The 13,275-nt window shown below is 58.6% G+C and carries 11 protein-coding genes, 1 rRNA gene and 1 pseudogene; 4 read left to right on the forward strand and 9 right to left on the reverse strand.

Features of this window, described 5'->3' with window-relative positions:
* Window positions 1-8: 8 nt before the first annotated feature.
* The 6 genes and pseudogenes from ACP7DE_RS15020 to ACP7DE_RS15045 all read right to left on the reverse strand — a co-directional run bounded on the left by ACP7DE_RS15020 (window position 9) and on the right by ACP7DE_RS15045 (window position 6,099).
* The gene (locus ACP7DE_RS15020; protein ID WP_426072844.1) at window positions 9-1,325 is read right to left on the reverse strand and encodes a sulfate adenylyltransferase subunit 1; all 1,317 of its coding nucleotides are present in this window, start codon (window positions 1,323-1,325) and stop codon (window positions 9-11) included.
* Window positions 1,325-2,239 (reverse strand): annotated as a pseudogene (gene cysD, locus ACP7DE_RS15025) (sulfate adenylyltransferase subunit CysD); the annotation flags it as partial. The gene ACP7DE_RS15020 and the pseudogene cysD, both read right to left, overlap by 1 nt.
* A gap of 37 nt (window positions 2,240-2,276) precedes the next feature.
* Window positions 2,277-2,993 carry a phosphoadenylyl-sulfate reductase gene (locus tag ACP7DE_RS15030; RefSeq protein WP_426072845.1) on the reverse strand — a complete coding sequence of 239 codons (717 nt, stop codon included), beginning with the start codon at window positions 2,991-2,993 and terminating at the stop codon, window positions 2,277-2,279.
* Window positions 2,994-3,002: 9 nt separating this feature from the next.
* Window positions 3,003-3,563 carry a DUF934 domain-containing protein gene (locus ACP7DE_RS15035; RefSeq protein WP_426072846.1) on the reverse strand — a complete coding sequence of 187 codons (561 nt, stop codon included), beginning with the start codon at window positions 3,561-3,563 and terminating at the stop codon, window positions 3,003-3,005.
* Window positions 3,556-5,244 (reverse strand): nitrite/sulfite reductase, encoded by a 1,689-nt coding sequence (locus ACP7DE_RS15040; RefSeq protein ID WP_426072847.1) that lies wholly within the window; start codon window positions 5,242-5,244, stop codon window positions 3,556-3,558. Before ACP7DE_RS15040 ends, ACP7DE_RS15035 begins: the two co-directional genes overlap by 8 nt.
* A gap of 81 nt (window positions 5,245-5,325) precedes the next feature.
* Complete coding sequence (locus ACP7DE_RS15045; RefSeq protein WP_426072848.1) at window positions 5,326-6,099, reverse strand: sulfite exporter TauE/SafE family protein; 774 nt, start codon at window positions 6,097-6,099, stop codon at window positions 5,326-5,328.
* Window positions 6,100-6,259: 160 nt separating this feature from the next.
* On the opposite strand from ACP7DE_RS15045, the gene ACP7DE_RS15050 reads away from it, so the two are divergent.
* From ACP7DE_RS15050 to ACP7DE_RS15060, 3 genes are all read left to right on the forward strand, one after another.
* Window positions 6,260-7,201 (forward strand): CysB family HTH-type transcriptional regulator, encoded by a 942-nt coding sequence (locus tag ACP7DE_RS15050; protein WP_102292355.1) that lies wholly within the window; start codon window positions 6,260-6,262, stop codon window positions 7,199-7,201.
* Window positions 7,202-7,261: 60 nt separating this feature from the next.
* The gene (locus tag ACP7DE_RS15055) at window positions 7,262-7,912 is read left to right on the forward strand and encodes a class I SAM-dependent methyltransferase (RefSeq protein WP_426072849.1); all 651 of its coding nucleotides are present in this window, start codon (window positions 7,262-7,264) and stop codon (window positions 7,910-7,912) included.
* 194 nt (window positions 7,913-8,106) lie between these two features.
* Window positions 8,107-9,054, forward strand: a complete 948-nt coding sequence (locus tag ACP7DE_RS15060) for a porin (RefSeq protein WP_426072850.1) — start codon at window positions 8,107-8,109, stop codon at window positions 9,052-9,054.
* A gap of 52 nt (window positions 9,055-9,106) precedes the next feature.
* Here ACP7DE_RS15060 and ACP7DE_RS15065 read toward each other — a convergent pair whose 3' ends face one another.
* From ACP7DE_RS15065 to ACP7DE_RS15075, 3 genes are all read right to left on the reverse strand, one after another.
* Window positions 9,107-10,297 carry a PAS domain-containing sensor histidine kinase gene (locus ACP7DE_RS15065; RefSeq protein WP_426072851.1) on the reverse strand — a complete coding sequence of 397 codons (1,191 nt, stop codon included), beginning with the start codon at window positions 10,295-10,297 and terminating at the stop codon, window positions 9,107-9,109.
* 163 nt (window positions 10,298-10,460) lie between these two features.
* Window positions 10,461-11,219 (reverse strand): LytR/AlgR family response regulator transcription factor, encoded by a 759-nt coding sequence (locus ACP7DE_RS15070; RefSeq protein WP_101480230.1) that lies wholly within the window; start codon window positions 11,217-11,219, stop codon window positions 10,461-10,463.
* Window positions 11,220-11,282: 63 nt separating this feature from the next.
* Window positions 11,283-12,575, reverse strand: coding sequence for a sensor histidine kinase (locus ACP7DE_RS15075; RefSeq protein ID WP_426072852.1), 1,293 nt, complete (start codon window positions 12,573-12,575; stop codon window positions 11,283-11,285).
* Window positions 12,576-13,174: 599 nt separating this feature from the next.
* On the opposite strand from ACP7DE_RS15075, the gene ACP7DE_RS15080 reads away from it, so the two are divergent.
* Window positions 13,175-13,275: ribosomal RNA gene (locus tag ACP7DE_RS15080) — 16S ribosomal RNA — on the forward strand; the annotation flags it as partial.

Consider the following 13,275-nt stretch of genomic DNA (forward strand, 5'->3'; position numbering starts at 1 on the left):
GCGCGAGCTTAAAGCCGGATCATTCCCGCCGCGACGGTCTGGTGGGTGACTTCATCGATCAGGATAAACGCCCCCGTGGCGCGGATATCCGCATACGCGTCGGCCGCCAGCGCCTGCTGCACGTTCAGGCTGATGCGCGCGATGTCGTTCAACTTCAAGCCGTCGGCCGGATGGCGCTGCTGCGTATTGATATCGAGCAAGGTGTCGATGGCAGTCACTTTCGCCGCCGTCTGTTTCGTGCCATGCTTGATCCAGTACTTGCGGCGCAGGTCCAGCGCGTCTTCCGACAACCAGCACACGTCGGCCACCACCTGTTTCAGCAGCGTGGCAGGGCGCTCGGCACTGGCCAGCAAGTCGCCACGCGAGATATCCAGGTATTCATTGAGCAGCAGGGTGACGGACTGGCCCACCACGGCCGTCGGCAACGAGCCGTCCAGGGTGACGATATCTTTCACTGTTGCCGTTTGGCCCGATGGCTGCACTACCAGGGTGTCGCCGATGCTGACCTTGCCCGCTTCGATGCGGCCCATGTAGCCGCGGAAGTCGTTCGCTTCGTGGCCATTGTGGCGCGCCACCAACTGCACCGGGAAGCGGAAGGGTGTGTCGTGCGATTCGTCGTAGACGGACAAGGACTCAAGCAACTCGATCAGGGTCGGGCCCGTGTACCAGCCCAGCTTGTCACCGCGTTCGACGACGTTGTCGCCAGTCAAGGCGGACAGGGGGATCGGCGTGATGTCTTTCAAGCCCAGTGACTGGGCGAATTCGCGGTAGGCGGCGACGATGCGGTTATATACCGTTACGTCATAGTCGACCAAGTCCATCTTGTTGACAGCAACGACCACGTGCTCGATCTGCAGCAAATGGGCAATCGTCGAATGGCGTTTGGTCTGGATCAAGAGTTCCACGCTACCGTCGTCGCCGAGTTTCACTTTCGACACGTCGATGAGGATGATGACGGCGTCGGCCGTCGAGGCGCCCGTGACCATGTTGCGCGTGTATTGTTCGTGGCCCGGCGTGTCGGCGATGATGAATTTGCGTTTCGGCGTGGCAAAGTAACGGTAGGCCACGTCGATGGTGATGCCTTGCTCGCGTTCCGCTTCCAGGCCGTCCGTCAGCAGCGACAGGTCGACCGTGTCGCCCACCGTGCGCTTGTGCTTGGAGCGCGACATGGCGTCGAGCTGGTCGGCGAAGATGCCCTTGCTGTCGAACAGCAAACGGCCGATCAGGGTGCTCTTGCCATCATCGACGGAACCGGCCGTGATGAAGCGCAACATGCCGCGCTCTACACTGTCGGTGGAGGTGGTGTTCTGGATTGCTGCGTTCATTAGAAATACCCTGCTTTCTTGCGTTTTTCCATCGAGGCTTCGGAAGTCTGGTCATCCATGCGGGTAGCGCCCCGTTCCGTGATTTGCGTGATTGCCGTCTCGGCGATGATGGCGTCGACCGTCGCCGCATCGGACGACACGGGGCAGGTGCACGAGATATCGCCTACGGTACGGAAGCGTACAACTTGCGTTTCCACCGTTTCGCCTTCGCGTGGTGGCGTCAAATCCGTCAAGGGCACCAGCAAACCGTTGCGCGGGATCACCTGGCGCTCGTGCGCGAAGTAGATCGGCGGCAATTCTAATTGTTCACGGGCGATGTATTGCCACACATCCAGTTCGGTCCAGTTTGAGATGGGGAAGACGCGCATGTTTTCACCGGGATGCACGCGCGTATTGTACAAATCCCACAATTCGGGGCGCTGGGCTTTCGGGTCCCAGGCGCCGAATTCGTCGCGGAACGAGAAGATACGTTCCTTGGCGCGGGCCTTCTCTTCATCGCGGCGCGCGCCGCCGATGCAGGCGTCGAATTTGTGTTCGGCAATCGTTTCCAGCAAGGTCACGGCTTGCGCCGCATTGCGCGAATCCGTGGCCGGGTTACGCAGGCGCACGGTGCCGCGCTGGATCGATTCTTCCACGGAGCCGATGATCAGGCGCTCGCCCAGCTCGGCCACTTTCTTGTCACGGAAAGTGATGACTTCCGGGAAATTGTGGCCCGTGTCGATATGCACGAGGGGAAATGGGAACTTGCCTGGACGGAAGGCTTTCTCGGCCAAGCGCAGCAGGACGACGGAATCCTTGCCACCGGAAAACAGCAGGGCGGGATTGGCCGATTCGGCCGCCACTTCGCGCATGATGTGGATGGCTTCCGATTCAAGGCTGTCAAGGTGACGCTGGTTCAAAATATTGCTCATATGGGATACTTTCTTGTTCTGCTGAGTCTGTTGTGTCTGTTCAGGCTGCCACGGATTTGATGCGTATCAACTTACCGTCCACCATGTGCAGGCCGCATTCCTTGGAGTCCGGGTTTTCCCACCACCAACGTCCGGCGCGCACATCTTCGCCTGGCTGGACGGCCCGCGTGCACGGTTCGCAGCCGATGGACGGGTAGCCCTGGTCGTGCAGCGCGTTGTAGGGCACGTCGTTGGCCCGGATATAGTCCCACACATCTTGCTCGGACCAGTCGGCCAGCGGATTGAATTTCGTCATCGCGTGCGCGGCGTCGTCTTCCTGTACGTGCAGCTCGGCGCGCGTGGTGGACTGGGCGCGGCGTTGTCCCGTGACCCAGGCCTTGTTGCCGGCCAGGGCGCGGCCCAGCGGTTCGACCTTGCGGATGCGGCAGCATTCGCGGCGCATCTCGACGCTGTTGTAGAACGCATTCAAGCCATTCTGTTCCACATAGGTTGCCACCGCTTCCGGCTGCGGGCGGTACAAGGTGATGTCGTGGTCGTAGCGGGCCTTGACCTTGTCGAGCACGGCCAGGGTTTCCTGGTGCAACCGGCCTGTTTCCAGGGAAAAGATGCCGATGGCCAGCTTCGCCTTGAGAATCATGTCGGTCAGCACCATGTCTTCGGCTGCCAGGCTGGACGCGAACACGGCCGGCGCAAAATCTGCGGCGATGCGTGTCAGCGTTTGCTCGGTGGCGTCAATTAAAGTAGTCAGATCGCTCATCACGGTTCCTCAGATGCCGGCCGCGTTGTCGAGGTCAGGATTCTGGCCTTCGCGCTGGTGGCGGCGGAACAGCGGCGATTTTTGATCCCACGACGCTTGGTAGGTTTCCGAAAAGACAGACAAACCTTTCAGTGCATCATGGATGCTGCGGTCGGGCCGGGTGGCATACGCATCGAAGCCGACCCGGTGCATGGAAAACAGCTGGTCGCGCAGCACGTCGCCAATGGCGCGCAATTCACCTTGGAAACCCAGGCGGGCGCGCAGGTTGAACGCGATGGAATAGCCGCGGCCATCCGTGAATTTCGGGAAGTCCACGCCGATGACGGGCAGTTGCGCCACGTCGGCCGCCAGGTCTTCCGGCCGCTCGTCGCTGGCCAACCAGACGCCGATATCGGGCAGGCGAGCCAGCAGGGTTTCGCGCTGGGCTTGCCACACTGGCAGCGGCACGATGACCTTACCGGCAGGAACGACCACCGTTTCCGGCGTGTCGTTTTCATCGAGGCGCAGCAAGCCCCAGCTATTCGGCACCACGGCGGCGTTCTTGATGATTTCTTCGCGTACTTCAAACATATTCGTCTTCTCCCACCAGGTTGCCGACCGTGATCGGCGTTGCATAGACATGTTCCTTGAACGGCGCCAGGCCCAGGCGCTGGGCCGTATCGACGAAGCGCTCGCCTTCATGACGGTCGCGCACGTAGACGTGCAGCAGGCGGCCGATGACTTCAGGCATTTGCAGGGAAGAGAACGATGGTCCGATGATCTTGCCGATGGCGGCGTGGTTGCCTTGCGCGCCGCCGATCGACACTTGATACCATTCGCTGCCATCCTTGTCGACGCCGAGGATGCCGATGCTGCCCACATGATGGTGGCCGCAGGCATTGATGCAGCCGGAAATATTCAGCTCGATCTCGCCGATGTCGTGCTGGAAGTCGATGCTGTCGAAGCGCTCGGCAATGGCGGCCGCGATCGGCAGCGACTTGGCGTTCGCCAGCGAGCAGAAATCGCCGCCCGGGCAGCAGATCATGTCGGTCAGCAAACCGATGTTCGGCGTGGCCAAGCCATGCGCCTTGGCTTCCTGCCACAGCTTGAACAGTTTCGATTGCTCGACGTCGGCCAGCACCAGGTTTTGCTCATGCGTCACGCGCAATTCGCCAAAGCTGTAGCGGTCGGCCAGGTCGGCCACGAAGTCGATCTGCTCGGCCGTCGCGTCGCCCGGCGGCACGCCCGTTTTCTTCAAGGACAGCACCACGGCCACATAGCCGGGGCGCTGGTGCGGCTTGACGTTGCGCGCCAGCCAATTCACGTAGGCCTTGTTGTCCGCGTGTTCCGTCTTGTAATCGAGTTCCGGCAGGGCAAGGTAGGCGGGCGGATTGAAGAAGTCCGCCACGCGCTGCATTTCCTCGGCGCTCAATGTTTCGGGACCGTCCTTCAAGTCGACCCACTCTGCTTCCACCTGGCGCGTGAATTCTTCCACGCCGATGGCTTTCAACAGAATCTTGATGCGCGCCTTGTATTTGTTATCGCGGCGGCCGTGCAAGTTGTACACGCGCATGATGGCCTGGATGTAGGTCAGCAAGTGTTGCCACGGTAAAAATTCGCGCACCACGCTGCCCAGAATCGGCGTGCGGCCCATGCCGCCGCCGGCCATCACCTTGAAGCCCACTTCGCCGGCTGCGTTGCGCACGGCCGTCAAGCCGATATCGTGCACGGCAATGGCGGCGCGGTCTTCCTCGGCGCCATTGATGGCAACCTTGAATTTACGCGGCAGGGCGATGAATTCGGGGTGGAAGGTGCTCCACTGGCGCAACACTTCCGCATACGGACGCGGATCGATGATTTCATCGGCCGCGACGCCGGCGTAGGGGTCAGATGTTGTATTACGGATACAGTTGCCGGAAGTCTGGATCGCGTGCATTTCCACCGATGCCAGATCCGTCAGGATATCGGGTGTCTGTTCCAGTTCGATCCAGTTGAACTGGATGTTCTGGCGCGTGGTGAAGTGGCCATAGCCGCGGTCATATTTGCGCGCGATGTGCGCGAACATGCGCATCTGCTTGGACGACAGCAAGCCGTACGGCACGGCGATGCGCAGCATGTAGGCGTGGCGTTGCATGTACAGGCCGTTTTGCAGGCGCAGCGGGATGAATTCCTCTTCCGTCAGTTCATTGGCGATACGGCGCGCAACCTGGTCTCGGTACTGGGCGATGCGTTCTTTGATGATGAGGTGGTCGTACTGATCGTAATGGTACATATCAATTCCTAAAAAAGCCGGGGTGCTGGAAGACTGCCTGGGATGATGTTCTTGATACTGCTCTGATCACATGGTCGGTCATTAATAGATTAGCTTCACTGCCACGCCGGTCAAGGTCATCGCCAGCAGCACGCGTAAAAACTTTTCCGGCACCGAGCGGGCAACCCAGGAACCGAGCGTGATGCCGGGCAAGGAGCCGACCAGTAGCGAGGCCAGCAATTCCCAGTGGATGGAACCGAGCCACCAGTGGCCCAGGGCGGCGATGGCGGTCAGGGGCACGGCGTAGGCGATATCGGTGCCCGCCACTTCTGCCGAGCTCATGCGTGGATACAGCATCACCAGCAAGGTGGCGCCGATGGCGCCGGCGCCAATCGACGAGACCGTCACCAGCACACCCAGCACGGCGCCGGAGATAATGGTTGCAGCAGTAAGCTTGTTGCCTTGTAATTGTTTCTCAGGGTGCGCGTTGATCCAGGCCAGCATGCGGCCCTTGAAGATCAGCGCCACGACGGTCAGCAGCACGGAGGCGGCGATCGAGTAACGGATGATCTGGCCGATTTCCGGTGACAGGGTACCGAACGATTTCAGCGCCAGGGTCGCGACGACGGCGGCGGGCAGGGCGCCGATGCACAGGCGCTTGACAATATCCCAGCGGATGGTGCCGCGCAGGCGGTGCGTGAGGGTGCCGGCGCTCTTGGTGATCGAGGCGAAGGCCAAGTCGGTGCCCACCGCCACGGAAGGAGGCACGCCAAACAGCAGGGTCAACAACGGCGTCATCAGCGAGCCGCCGCCCACGCCGGTCATTCCTACCAGTAATCCTACGGCAAATCCTGAGACTATATAAGACAAAGTCATGCTTGCACCCCCAAAGTACTCGCAATAGTAATAAACTTAGTGTTTATTCCAAACTACTTAGTACGCATTTGCTTATATGCGATATGCGTATATGCATGAGCGCAAAATCATGGGTGGGGCGGAAACTCGGCAAATCACGGCAATCTAGGGCAAACCAGCAATGAATCTCCATCAACTGCGCTTCGTGCGCGAAGCGGTCCGGCAGAACTATAACCTGACGGACGCCGCCAAGGCCTTGTTTACGTCGCAACCGGGCGTGTCGAAAGCCATCATCGAGCTGGAGGAAGAGCTGGGCGTGGATATTTTTACACGCCACGGCAAGCGCATCCGCGGCTTAACGGAGCCGGGCCGCCTGGTGCTGGAATCGGTCGAGCTGATCATGCAGGAAATCGACAGCATGAAGCGCATCGGCAAGGAATTCGCGGCACAGGACAGCGGCAGCTTTACCATTGCCACCACGCATACGCAGGCGCGCTACACCTTGCCCAAGGTGGTGCAAGCGTTCATGATCAAGTTCCCCAAGGTCAGATTGTCATTGTTGCAAGGCAACCCACGCCAGATCGCCGAGATGGTGCAGCGCGACCAGGCCGATCTTGCCATCGCCACGGAATCAATCGCCGCCATCGACGGTTTGATTACCTTGCCCTGCTATCAATGGGAGCACGTAGTAGTGGTGCCGGTCGACCATCCGCTGCTCAAGTCGAAGTCCGTGACCCTGGAAGAAATCGCCGCTTTCCCCCTGATTACCTATGACAGCGCGTTTGCCGGACGCAACAAGATTGACCATGCTTTCGTGCTGCGCGGCCTGAAGCCGGACATCTTGCTGGAAGCCATCGATGCCGACGTCATCAAGACTTATGTCGAGTTGGGCATGGGGATTGGTATCATAGCGGGTATGGCCTTCGATGCCGAGCGCGACAAAGGCTTGCGCGCCATCCCTGTCGGCCACCTGTTCGGCATGAATGTGTCGCGCGTGGCCGTCAAGCAGGGCGCGTATTTGCGTAGCTATATTTATACCTTTATCGAGTTGCTGACGCCGACCTTGAATCGCAAGCTCATCGAGCAGGCGATGAGCGGTGATAAAGAGCATTACGAACTATAACAATGCAGGACACGGGCGGGCGATGTGCCTGGCCCGGATTATTTAGAAGAGAAGAAACACATGATTACCGATCAGCTTGCCAAATATTACGCCACCATCGCGCAGCAGTACGAGCGCGTCTATGACAAGCCCGAACGCCAGGAAGACCTGGAAGTGTTGCGCGACAAGGTCGCCGACGTGCTGGAAGGCCACACCGTGCTGGAACTGGCCTGTGGTACCGGTTACTGGACGGAACTGGTCGCCGAGTCGGCCGAGTCGGTGCTGGCCACCGATATCAACGATGAAATGCTGGCGCTGGCTCAGGCACGCGGCTTGCCCGACAACGTCACCTTCGCCAAGCTCGATGCGTTCAATTTACCCGATGACTTGCTGGGCAAGTTCACGGCCGTGTTCGCCGGTTTCTGGTGGTCGCACGTCAAGCGCGAAGACCAGGACAAATACCTGAAGCAATTGCGCAGCAAGCTGGGCAAGGACATTCTGCTGGTGCTGATCGACAATTCCTATGTTGATGGCAGCAACACCGTCATCGCGCGCACTGACCTGGAAGGCAATACCCATCAGTTCCGCACAACGGATGGGGGCGAGCGCTATGAAGTGCTGAAGAATTTCCCGTCGGATAGTCATTTGCGCAAGAAATTTGCCCATTCGACCCGTGAAATCCGCATGAAGCGCCTGGAATACTACTGGCTGCTGAGCTGCCGCCTGAAGTAAAGCCGGAACGGCAACATTAACCGCCCTCGGGCGGTTTTTTTTCGCCTGTTGTTTTTATGTGACACGATGTTGTGCCAAAAAGCAACATCTTGTCGATGTCATATTGTTGAAGTATTTGGTGGGCATGATTCGGTTCAGCAGCTAAGCAGCTCAGCAGCAGCTCAACTTGTCCAACCTAATGTAGAGAATCTCAAGTGAAAAAAATTACTCTGGCAGCATTGATCATCGGCACCTTCGCAGCAGCTACGGCGCAAGCACAATCGAACGTCACCGTGTATGGTCTGGTTGACCTCGGTATTGCCAAGACCACTGGCCAGCCGACGGTACAACGCGAAAACAATGCGTCGCGCCTCGGTTTCAAGGGTACGGAAGATCTGGGTGGCGGCCTGTCCGCAATTTTCAACCTGGAAAGTGAATTCCTGGCCGACACCGGCGCGCAAAAAGGCGTGTTGTTCGACCGTCAAGCATATGTGGGCTTGAAGGGCGCTTTCGGTACCGCCATCCTGGGCCGCACCAAGAATCTGGTCGATGGCACCATCGCCCGCGTCGACCCATTCAATACCTATGGCGTGGTTGGCAAAAACAATGAAACCCTGCTGCGTTCGGGCGTCGGCTCGTCGCGCGTGAACAACGCTGTGACCTACAACAGCCCAAGTTTTGAAGGTTTCGTGGGCAGCCTGCAATACGTGCTGAGCGAAGTCAACAGCGCTGACGCAGGTGTGATCGGCCTGGCAACCTACGACAACGGCCCGATCAGCTTGCACGCCGGTTACGAAAAAGCCGTGCAAGCAACGGCAACGGCGGCCAAGCCTGACCTGTGGTCCATCGGTGGCGGCTATAAATTCGGCCCAGCCAAGATCACGGCGGCTTACTCGAAAGGCGACACCAAGGTGGCAACCACGGGCGAATACAAGTCCTACCTGATCGGCCTGAACTACACGGTTGGCGGCGGCGATGCCAAAGTGTCGTATGGCAAGCAAGAGCAAAGCAACAACAAGGTCAAGGATCAAGACACCATCAAGGAATTTGGCGTCGGCTACGACTACCACCTGTCGAAGCGCACCGACGTGTACGCTTACGCTGGCCGCGAGCGCGTCAAGTCGCTGACCTCGTACCAAGTTGGTATTGCACACAAATTCTAAGCATCAGTTGATGTGATGGATGACTAAGGCGCCTGCGGGCGCCTTTTTTTCGTTATGACGTGGCTGTTTCCATCACTGCCGCCTGCATGGGCAGCGAGATTTCAATGCGTGTGCCGCCGAGTTTGTTATCGGCGCCAATATGGATGCTGCCGTTCAAGCCCCACACCCGTTCGCGCATGCCCAGTAGTCCCAGGGCCGTGGCTTTTTCCAGGTCGTGTTCGGCAATGCCGCGGCCGTCATCCTGAATGGTGATCGCCAGCGAGGAGTCGATGCGGTGCAGGGCGATGGTGATGTGGTTCGCCTCGGCATGGCGCGCGATATTCGTCAGTGCTTCTTGCACGATGCGGTAGATGGCCGTGCTGCGCGCATCGTCGAGCACCAGGTCGGCCTCGTCGGCCAGTAAATCAAAATGGACGGCGCGACGCTGCAGGAAATCGTGGCGTAGCTTCTGTAGTGAAAAATACAGTCCCCCTTCATCGAGCGCGCGTGGGCGCAGGTTGCTGGCGATGCGTCGCAGCGAGGTGATGGCTGTCACCAGCAAGCTGTCCATGCTGTGCAGCAGGGTCTGCAGGGGCTGGGTCGTGTCCGTGTGCTGGCGCACCAGGGTCAAGTCGACGCGCAAGGTGGCCAGCAACTGCCCCAGGTCGTCATGCAGTTCGCGCGCGATATGCTTGCGTTCCTCTTCGCGGATGGATTGTAGCGCGCTCGACAATTCACGCAATTGTGAAAAAGAGTGGGCCAGCTGTTCATGCATTTGCTGGCGCACACTGATATCGCGCACGATGACGGTAAATACGCTATGACCGTCTTCCTGCATGCTGGAGAGCGAACCTTCGAGAGGGAACATGGCACCATCGTTGCGCCGTCCCGTCAAGGTGTAATCGGTGGCGCGCCGGCCTGTCAGGCGCAACTCCTGGCTGATGTCGCCAAACGGCGGATCGCCCTCGTGGTTGCCCAGGCTGCCCAGGGTGCGCAAGTCGCGCAGGATGTAGTGGCCCAGGCGCATGCCGCGCATGCCGGCTGGCGTGTCGTCGAACAATCTGGCTGCCGCCGCGTTCGCAAGCAGGATGATTTGCCCGCTGTCGATGCTGATGATGGCATCGCTGGCGCTGTCGATGATGGCCTGGCCGCGTGCCTGCCGTTGTCGGCGGGCTTTCAGCGGAGGAAACAAGCACAGCAATAGCGCCGCCGCCATGCCCAACGGCAGGATGCGCAGCAGTGTGGGACTGCCTCGGTCGGGCATGGGGTTCTCCTTGCGAACGTGAACGAAGGCAGGCAAGACAGGGATGGAGAGTTGGACTTTATGTAGCCTATGCCTGTTGGTGCGGCACGGCTTGATGTGGCGCAGGAAGGGGAAAGAAGAGAGCTATGCGCCGCGCCGGCCTGGGCCGGGCGGCGGCGAGAGCCTACATTTGCTTGAACAGGTGCAAGAAGCTGCGGCTCACTTCGAGCTTGTCGGATTTTCCTTTGATGAGCACCAGGTGGCGGCCGCGTATATCGCGCGTTACGCCTTCGATGGCATTCACGTTGACCAGAGTGGCACGGTGGATTTGCCAGAATAGCGAAGGGTCAAGCTCTTCGGCCAGGTCGCGCACGGGCTTGCGGATCAGCGCCTCATACTTGGCTGTCTGCACGCAGGTGTATTTCTCGTCAGAACGGAAAAACAAAATCTCTTCTACGGGGATCATGCGCAAGTCCTGGCCGATGCTGGCCTGTATCCATTGCAGGTAGGTGGGCTTGGCCGTTATTTTCTCTGCCAGCTGCGACAGCATGGCCGTGACGCTGCTGTTGACGTCCAGGGCCGGCTTGTTCAAGTGCGTTTTCAGGCGCTCCACCGTCACCAGCAAGCGTTCATGCTCGGGCGGCTTGAGCACATAATCGACGGCGCCCCGCTCGAAGGCTTCGACAGCGTGGGTATCATAGGCCGTGACAAAGACGATATGCGTCTTGCTGCCAATCACTTGCGCCGCCTCCATGCCCGTCTTGCCCGGCATGCGGATATCGAGGAAAGCAAAGTCGGGTTTGAGTTGCTCCACCAGCTCGATCGCTTCGTCGCCATTCTTGGCTTCGCCGATGATTTCCAGTTCAGGCCAGGCCTGGCCCAGGCGCAGGCGCAGCTGGTCGCGCATCAGTCTTTCGTCGTCGGCAATAATAGCGGTAGGCATAGGTCTCAAGTGTGAACAGGCGAAGATTGATTATTCAATGATTTAGCGTTTTTATCAACTGTCTTATTTAGACAGCTGATATGGCACTTCTATCACCGCGCACACACCGCTGGGCTGGTTGGGCGTGATGGTCAGGCTGCCCTGCTCACCATGTAGCAGTTTCAGGCGTTCGCGGATAGTGGGCAAACCCAGTCCCGTGCCATCGCTGGGCACCACGCCAAAGCCCAGGCCGTCATCAGTGACGATGACGCGCAGCTTGCTGTGCGCCACTTCGGCCACGATGCGCAGGGTGCCGCCTTCCGGCTTGACTTCCAGGCCATGCTTGATGGCATTTTCCACCATCGATTGCAGCATCATGGGAGGGAAGGCGGCGCTGCGCAGGCCGTCGGGAATCTGAAAATCGACGGTCAGGCGTTCTTCCATGCGCATTTTCAGCAGGTTCAAGTACGCCTGCACCATGTCCGCTTCACGGCCCAGGTTGGTAATCAGGGCGTTGTCGCGCATTTGCGGCAGCACGGCGCGCAGATACTGGATCAGGCTGCGCTGCATCTTGGCCGCGCGCGGCGGATCGACCTGGATCAGGTGCTCGACGGAGGCAAGCGTGTTGAACAGGAAGTGCGGCTCGACTTGGGCCTGCATCATCTGCATCTTCGCTTCGCTGAGCTGGCGCTGCATGGATTCCCGTTCGGCTGCCTCATTCGCCGTGACAGTTTGCGCTTCCGCACGTTTCTTGCCGCCAACCAGGGCCTTCATGGCGAACAAGGCCAGCACCAGCAAAGACACAAAGCTCTTGAACCAGGTCGAGGCTTGCTGGTGATAGCGTGACACTTTTTGTTCTGCCGCATCATCGACCGCTTCTTCTATGGCATTCGACAACTCTTCGCCGATCTGTGGCGGTAATTCAATATGGACTTCTTCCCCTGAAGCATTAGTGGTCACCGGATAGCTGGGCTTGGCGGGGGCGGCCGGTGGTTCTGGTGGCGCTTGCGGCACGGCGTTTGTGTGCTCGTCCGCCTCGGTTGCATCGGCCGGGTCGCTGGCGGCATCGGTCGTGCTGCTACGCCGGTTCTTGCTGTTGCGGGGATTGAAATGGATGCCGGTATCGTCGATCAGAATATTGGTCTCACCCGCGCCCTTGCTGCTGCGTTTATGCGACTTGATGACAACTTCTTCGTCCTGGCTGGACGAGAACAGCTCATCTTGCAAAATGGAGCCGGCGATCAGGGCCAGCGCCGCGAACAGGAAAAATTTCCACCAGGATAGCTGGGTGACCCAGGTCGTCGTCGCGTCGAATGCCCGTTGCAACCAAGCGAGGATGGTTTTCAACAATTGGGGCAGGCTGGAAATCGGAAGCATGGGAGGTACTTTCAAGTACAAGAGTTAATCGACGCAGCGGGCAAGTTTAACCCCTTGTTGAGTAGCGTCAGAGTCTGATGTTGCCACTGTGCCTAAAGACCACAAACTACGCCAGTCGATTGCGACAGGCTGCACAAAAAGGCGCTTGAAGTGAAGGCAGGGCTTGCTGGGCGGCGTAGACATGCCACTGCATCGAAATAGTCCTTGCCGGGCACGCAGGGCAGGGCTATAATTCGCCCCCTCGCTGAACGACGCATGCAAATGCCGAGTAAAGCAGGGTGAAAAAGAAGGTTGACGAAATGCTGCAAACGCTTCATACTCTTCCTTCTTCGCAGCTGACAAACACAACGCTTTGTCGATAGCGCGAGAGTAGTAAATAAGCAGTACCGAATACCGTTCTTTAACAATTAACAGTCGATAAGTGTGGGCATTTGATGTAAGTGCAGCAGTGATTTTCGGATCACTGTAAAACTTAAAATATCAAATGTTCACAAGAAATAATGAAATAGGATACTTCTTCGGAAGTAGCCTGTCAGTTTTTTGAGTGAGCGACCCGTCAGCAATGACGGTGCCAATAAAATGGCAAAGTAACAGAGATTAAACTGAAGAGTTTGATCCTGGCTCAGATTGAACGCTGGCGGCATGCCTTACACATGCAAGTCGAACGGCAGCACGGAGCTTGCTCTGGTGGCGAGTGGCG

Origin of the sequence: Janthinobacterium sp. DSP2-3-3, assembly GCF_049897325.1 — a bacterium.
Classification (GTDB): Bacteria; Pseudomonadota; Gammaproteobacteria; order Burkholderiales; family Burkholderiaceae_D; genus Janthinobacterium.

What these genes read in the sequence shown, in the direction of transcription:
- ACP7DE_RS15020 (WP_426072844.1), bottom strand. Translation starts at nt 1,325, where the DNA reads ATGAACGCAGCAATCCAGAACACCACCTCCACCGACAGTGTAGAGCGC.
- ACP7DE_RS15030 (WP_426072845.1), bottom strand. Translation starts at nt 2,993, where the DNA reads ATGAGCGATCTGACTACTTTAATTGACGCCACCGAGCAAACGCTGACA.
- ACP7DE_RS15035 (WP_426072846.1), bottom strand. Translation starts at nt 3,563, where the DNA reads ATGTTTGAAGTACGCGAAGAAATCATCAAGAACGCCGCCGTGGTGCCG.
- ACP7DE_RS15040 (WP_426072847.1), bottom strand. Translation starts at nt 5,244, where the DNA reads ATGTACCATTACGATCAGTACGACCACCTCATCATCAAAGAACGCATC.
- ACP7DE_RS15045 (WP_426072848.1), bottom strand. Translation starts at nt 6,099, where the DNA reads ATGACTTTGTCTTATATAGTCTCAGGATTTGCCGTAGGATTACTGGTA.
- ACP7DE_RS15050 (WP_102292355.1), top strand. Translation starts at nt 6,260, where the DNA reads ATGAATCTCCATCAACTGCGCTTCGTGCGCGAAGCGGTCCGGCAGAAC.
- ACP7DE_RS15055 (WP_426072849.1), top strand. Translation starts at nt 7,262, where the DNA reads ATGATTACCGATCAGCTTGCCAAATATTACGCCACCATCGCGCAGCAG.
- ACP7DE_RS15065 (WP_426072851.1), bottom strand. Translation starts at nt 10,297, where the DNA reads ATGCCCGACCGAGGCAGTCCCACACTGCTGCGCATCCTGCCGTTGGGC.
- ACP7DE_RS15070 (WP_101480230.1), bottom strand. Translation starts at nt 11,219, where the DNA reads ATGCCTACCGCTATTATTGCCGACGACGAAAGACTGATGCGCGACCAG.
- ACP7DE_RS15075 (WP_426072852.1), bottom strand. Translation starts at nt 12,575, where the DNA reads ATGCTTCCGATTTCCAGCCTGCCCCAATTGTTGAAAACCATCCTCGCT.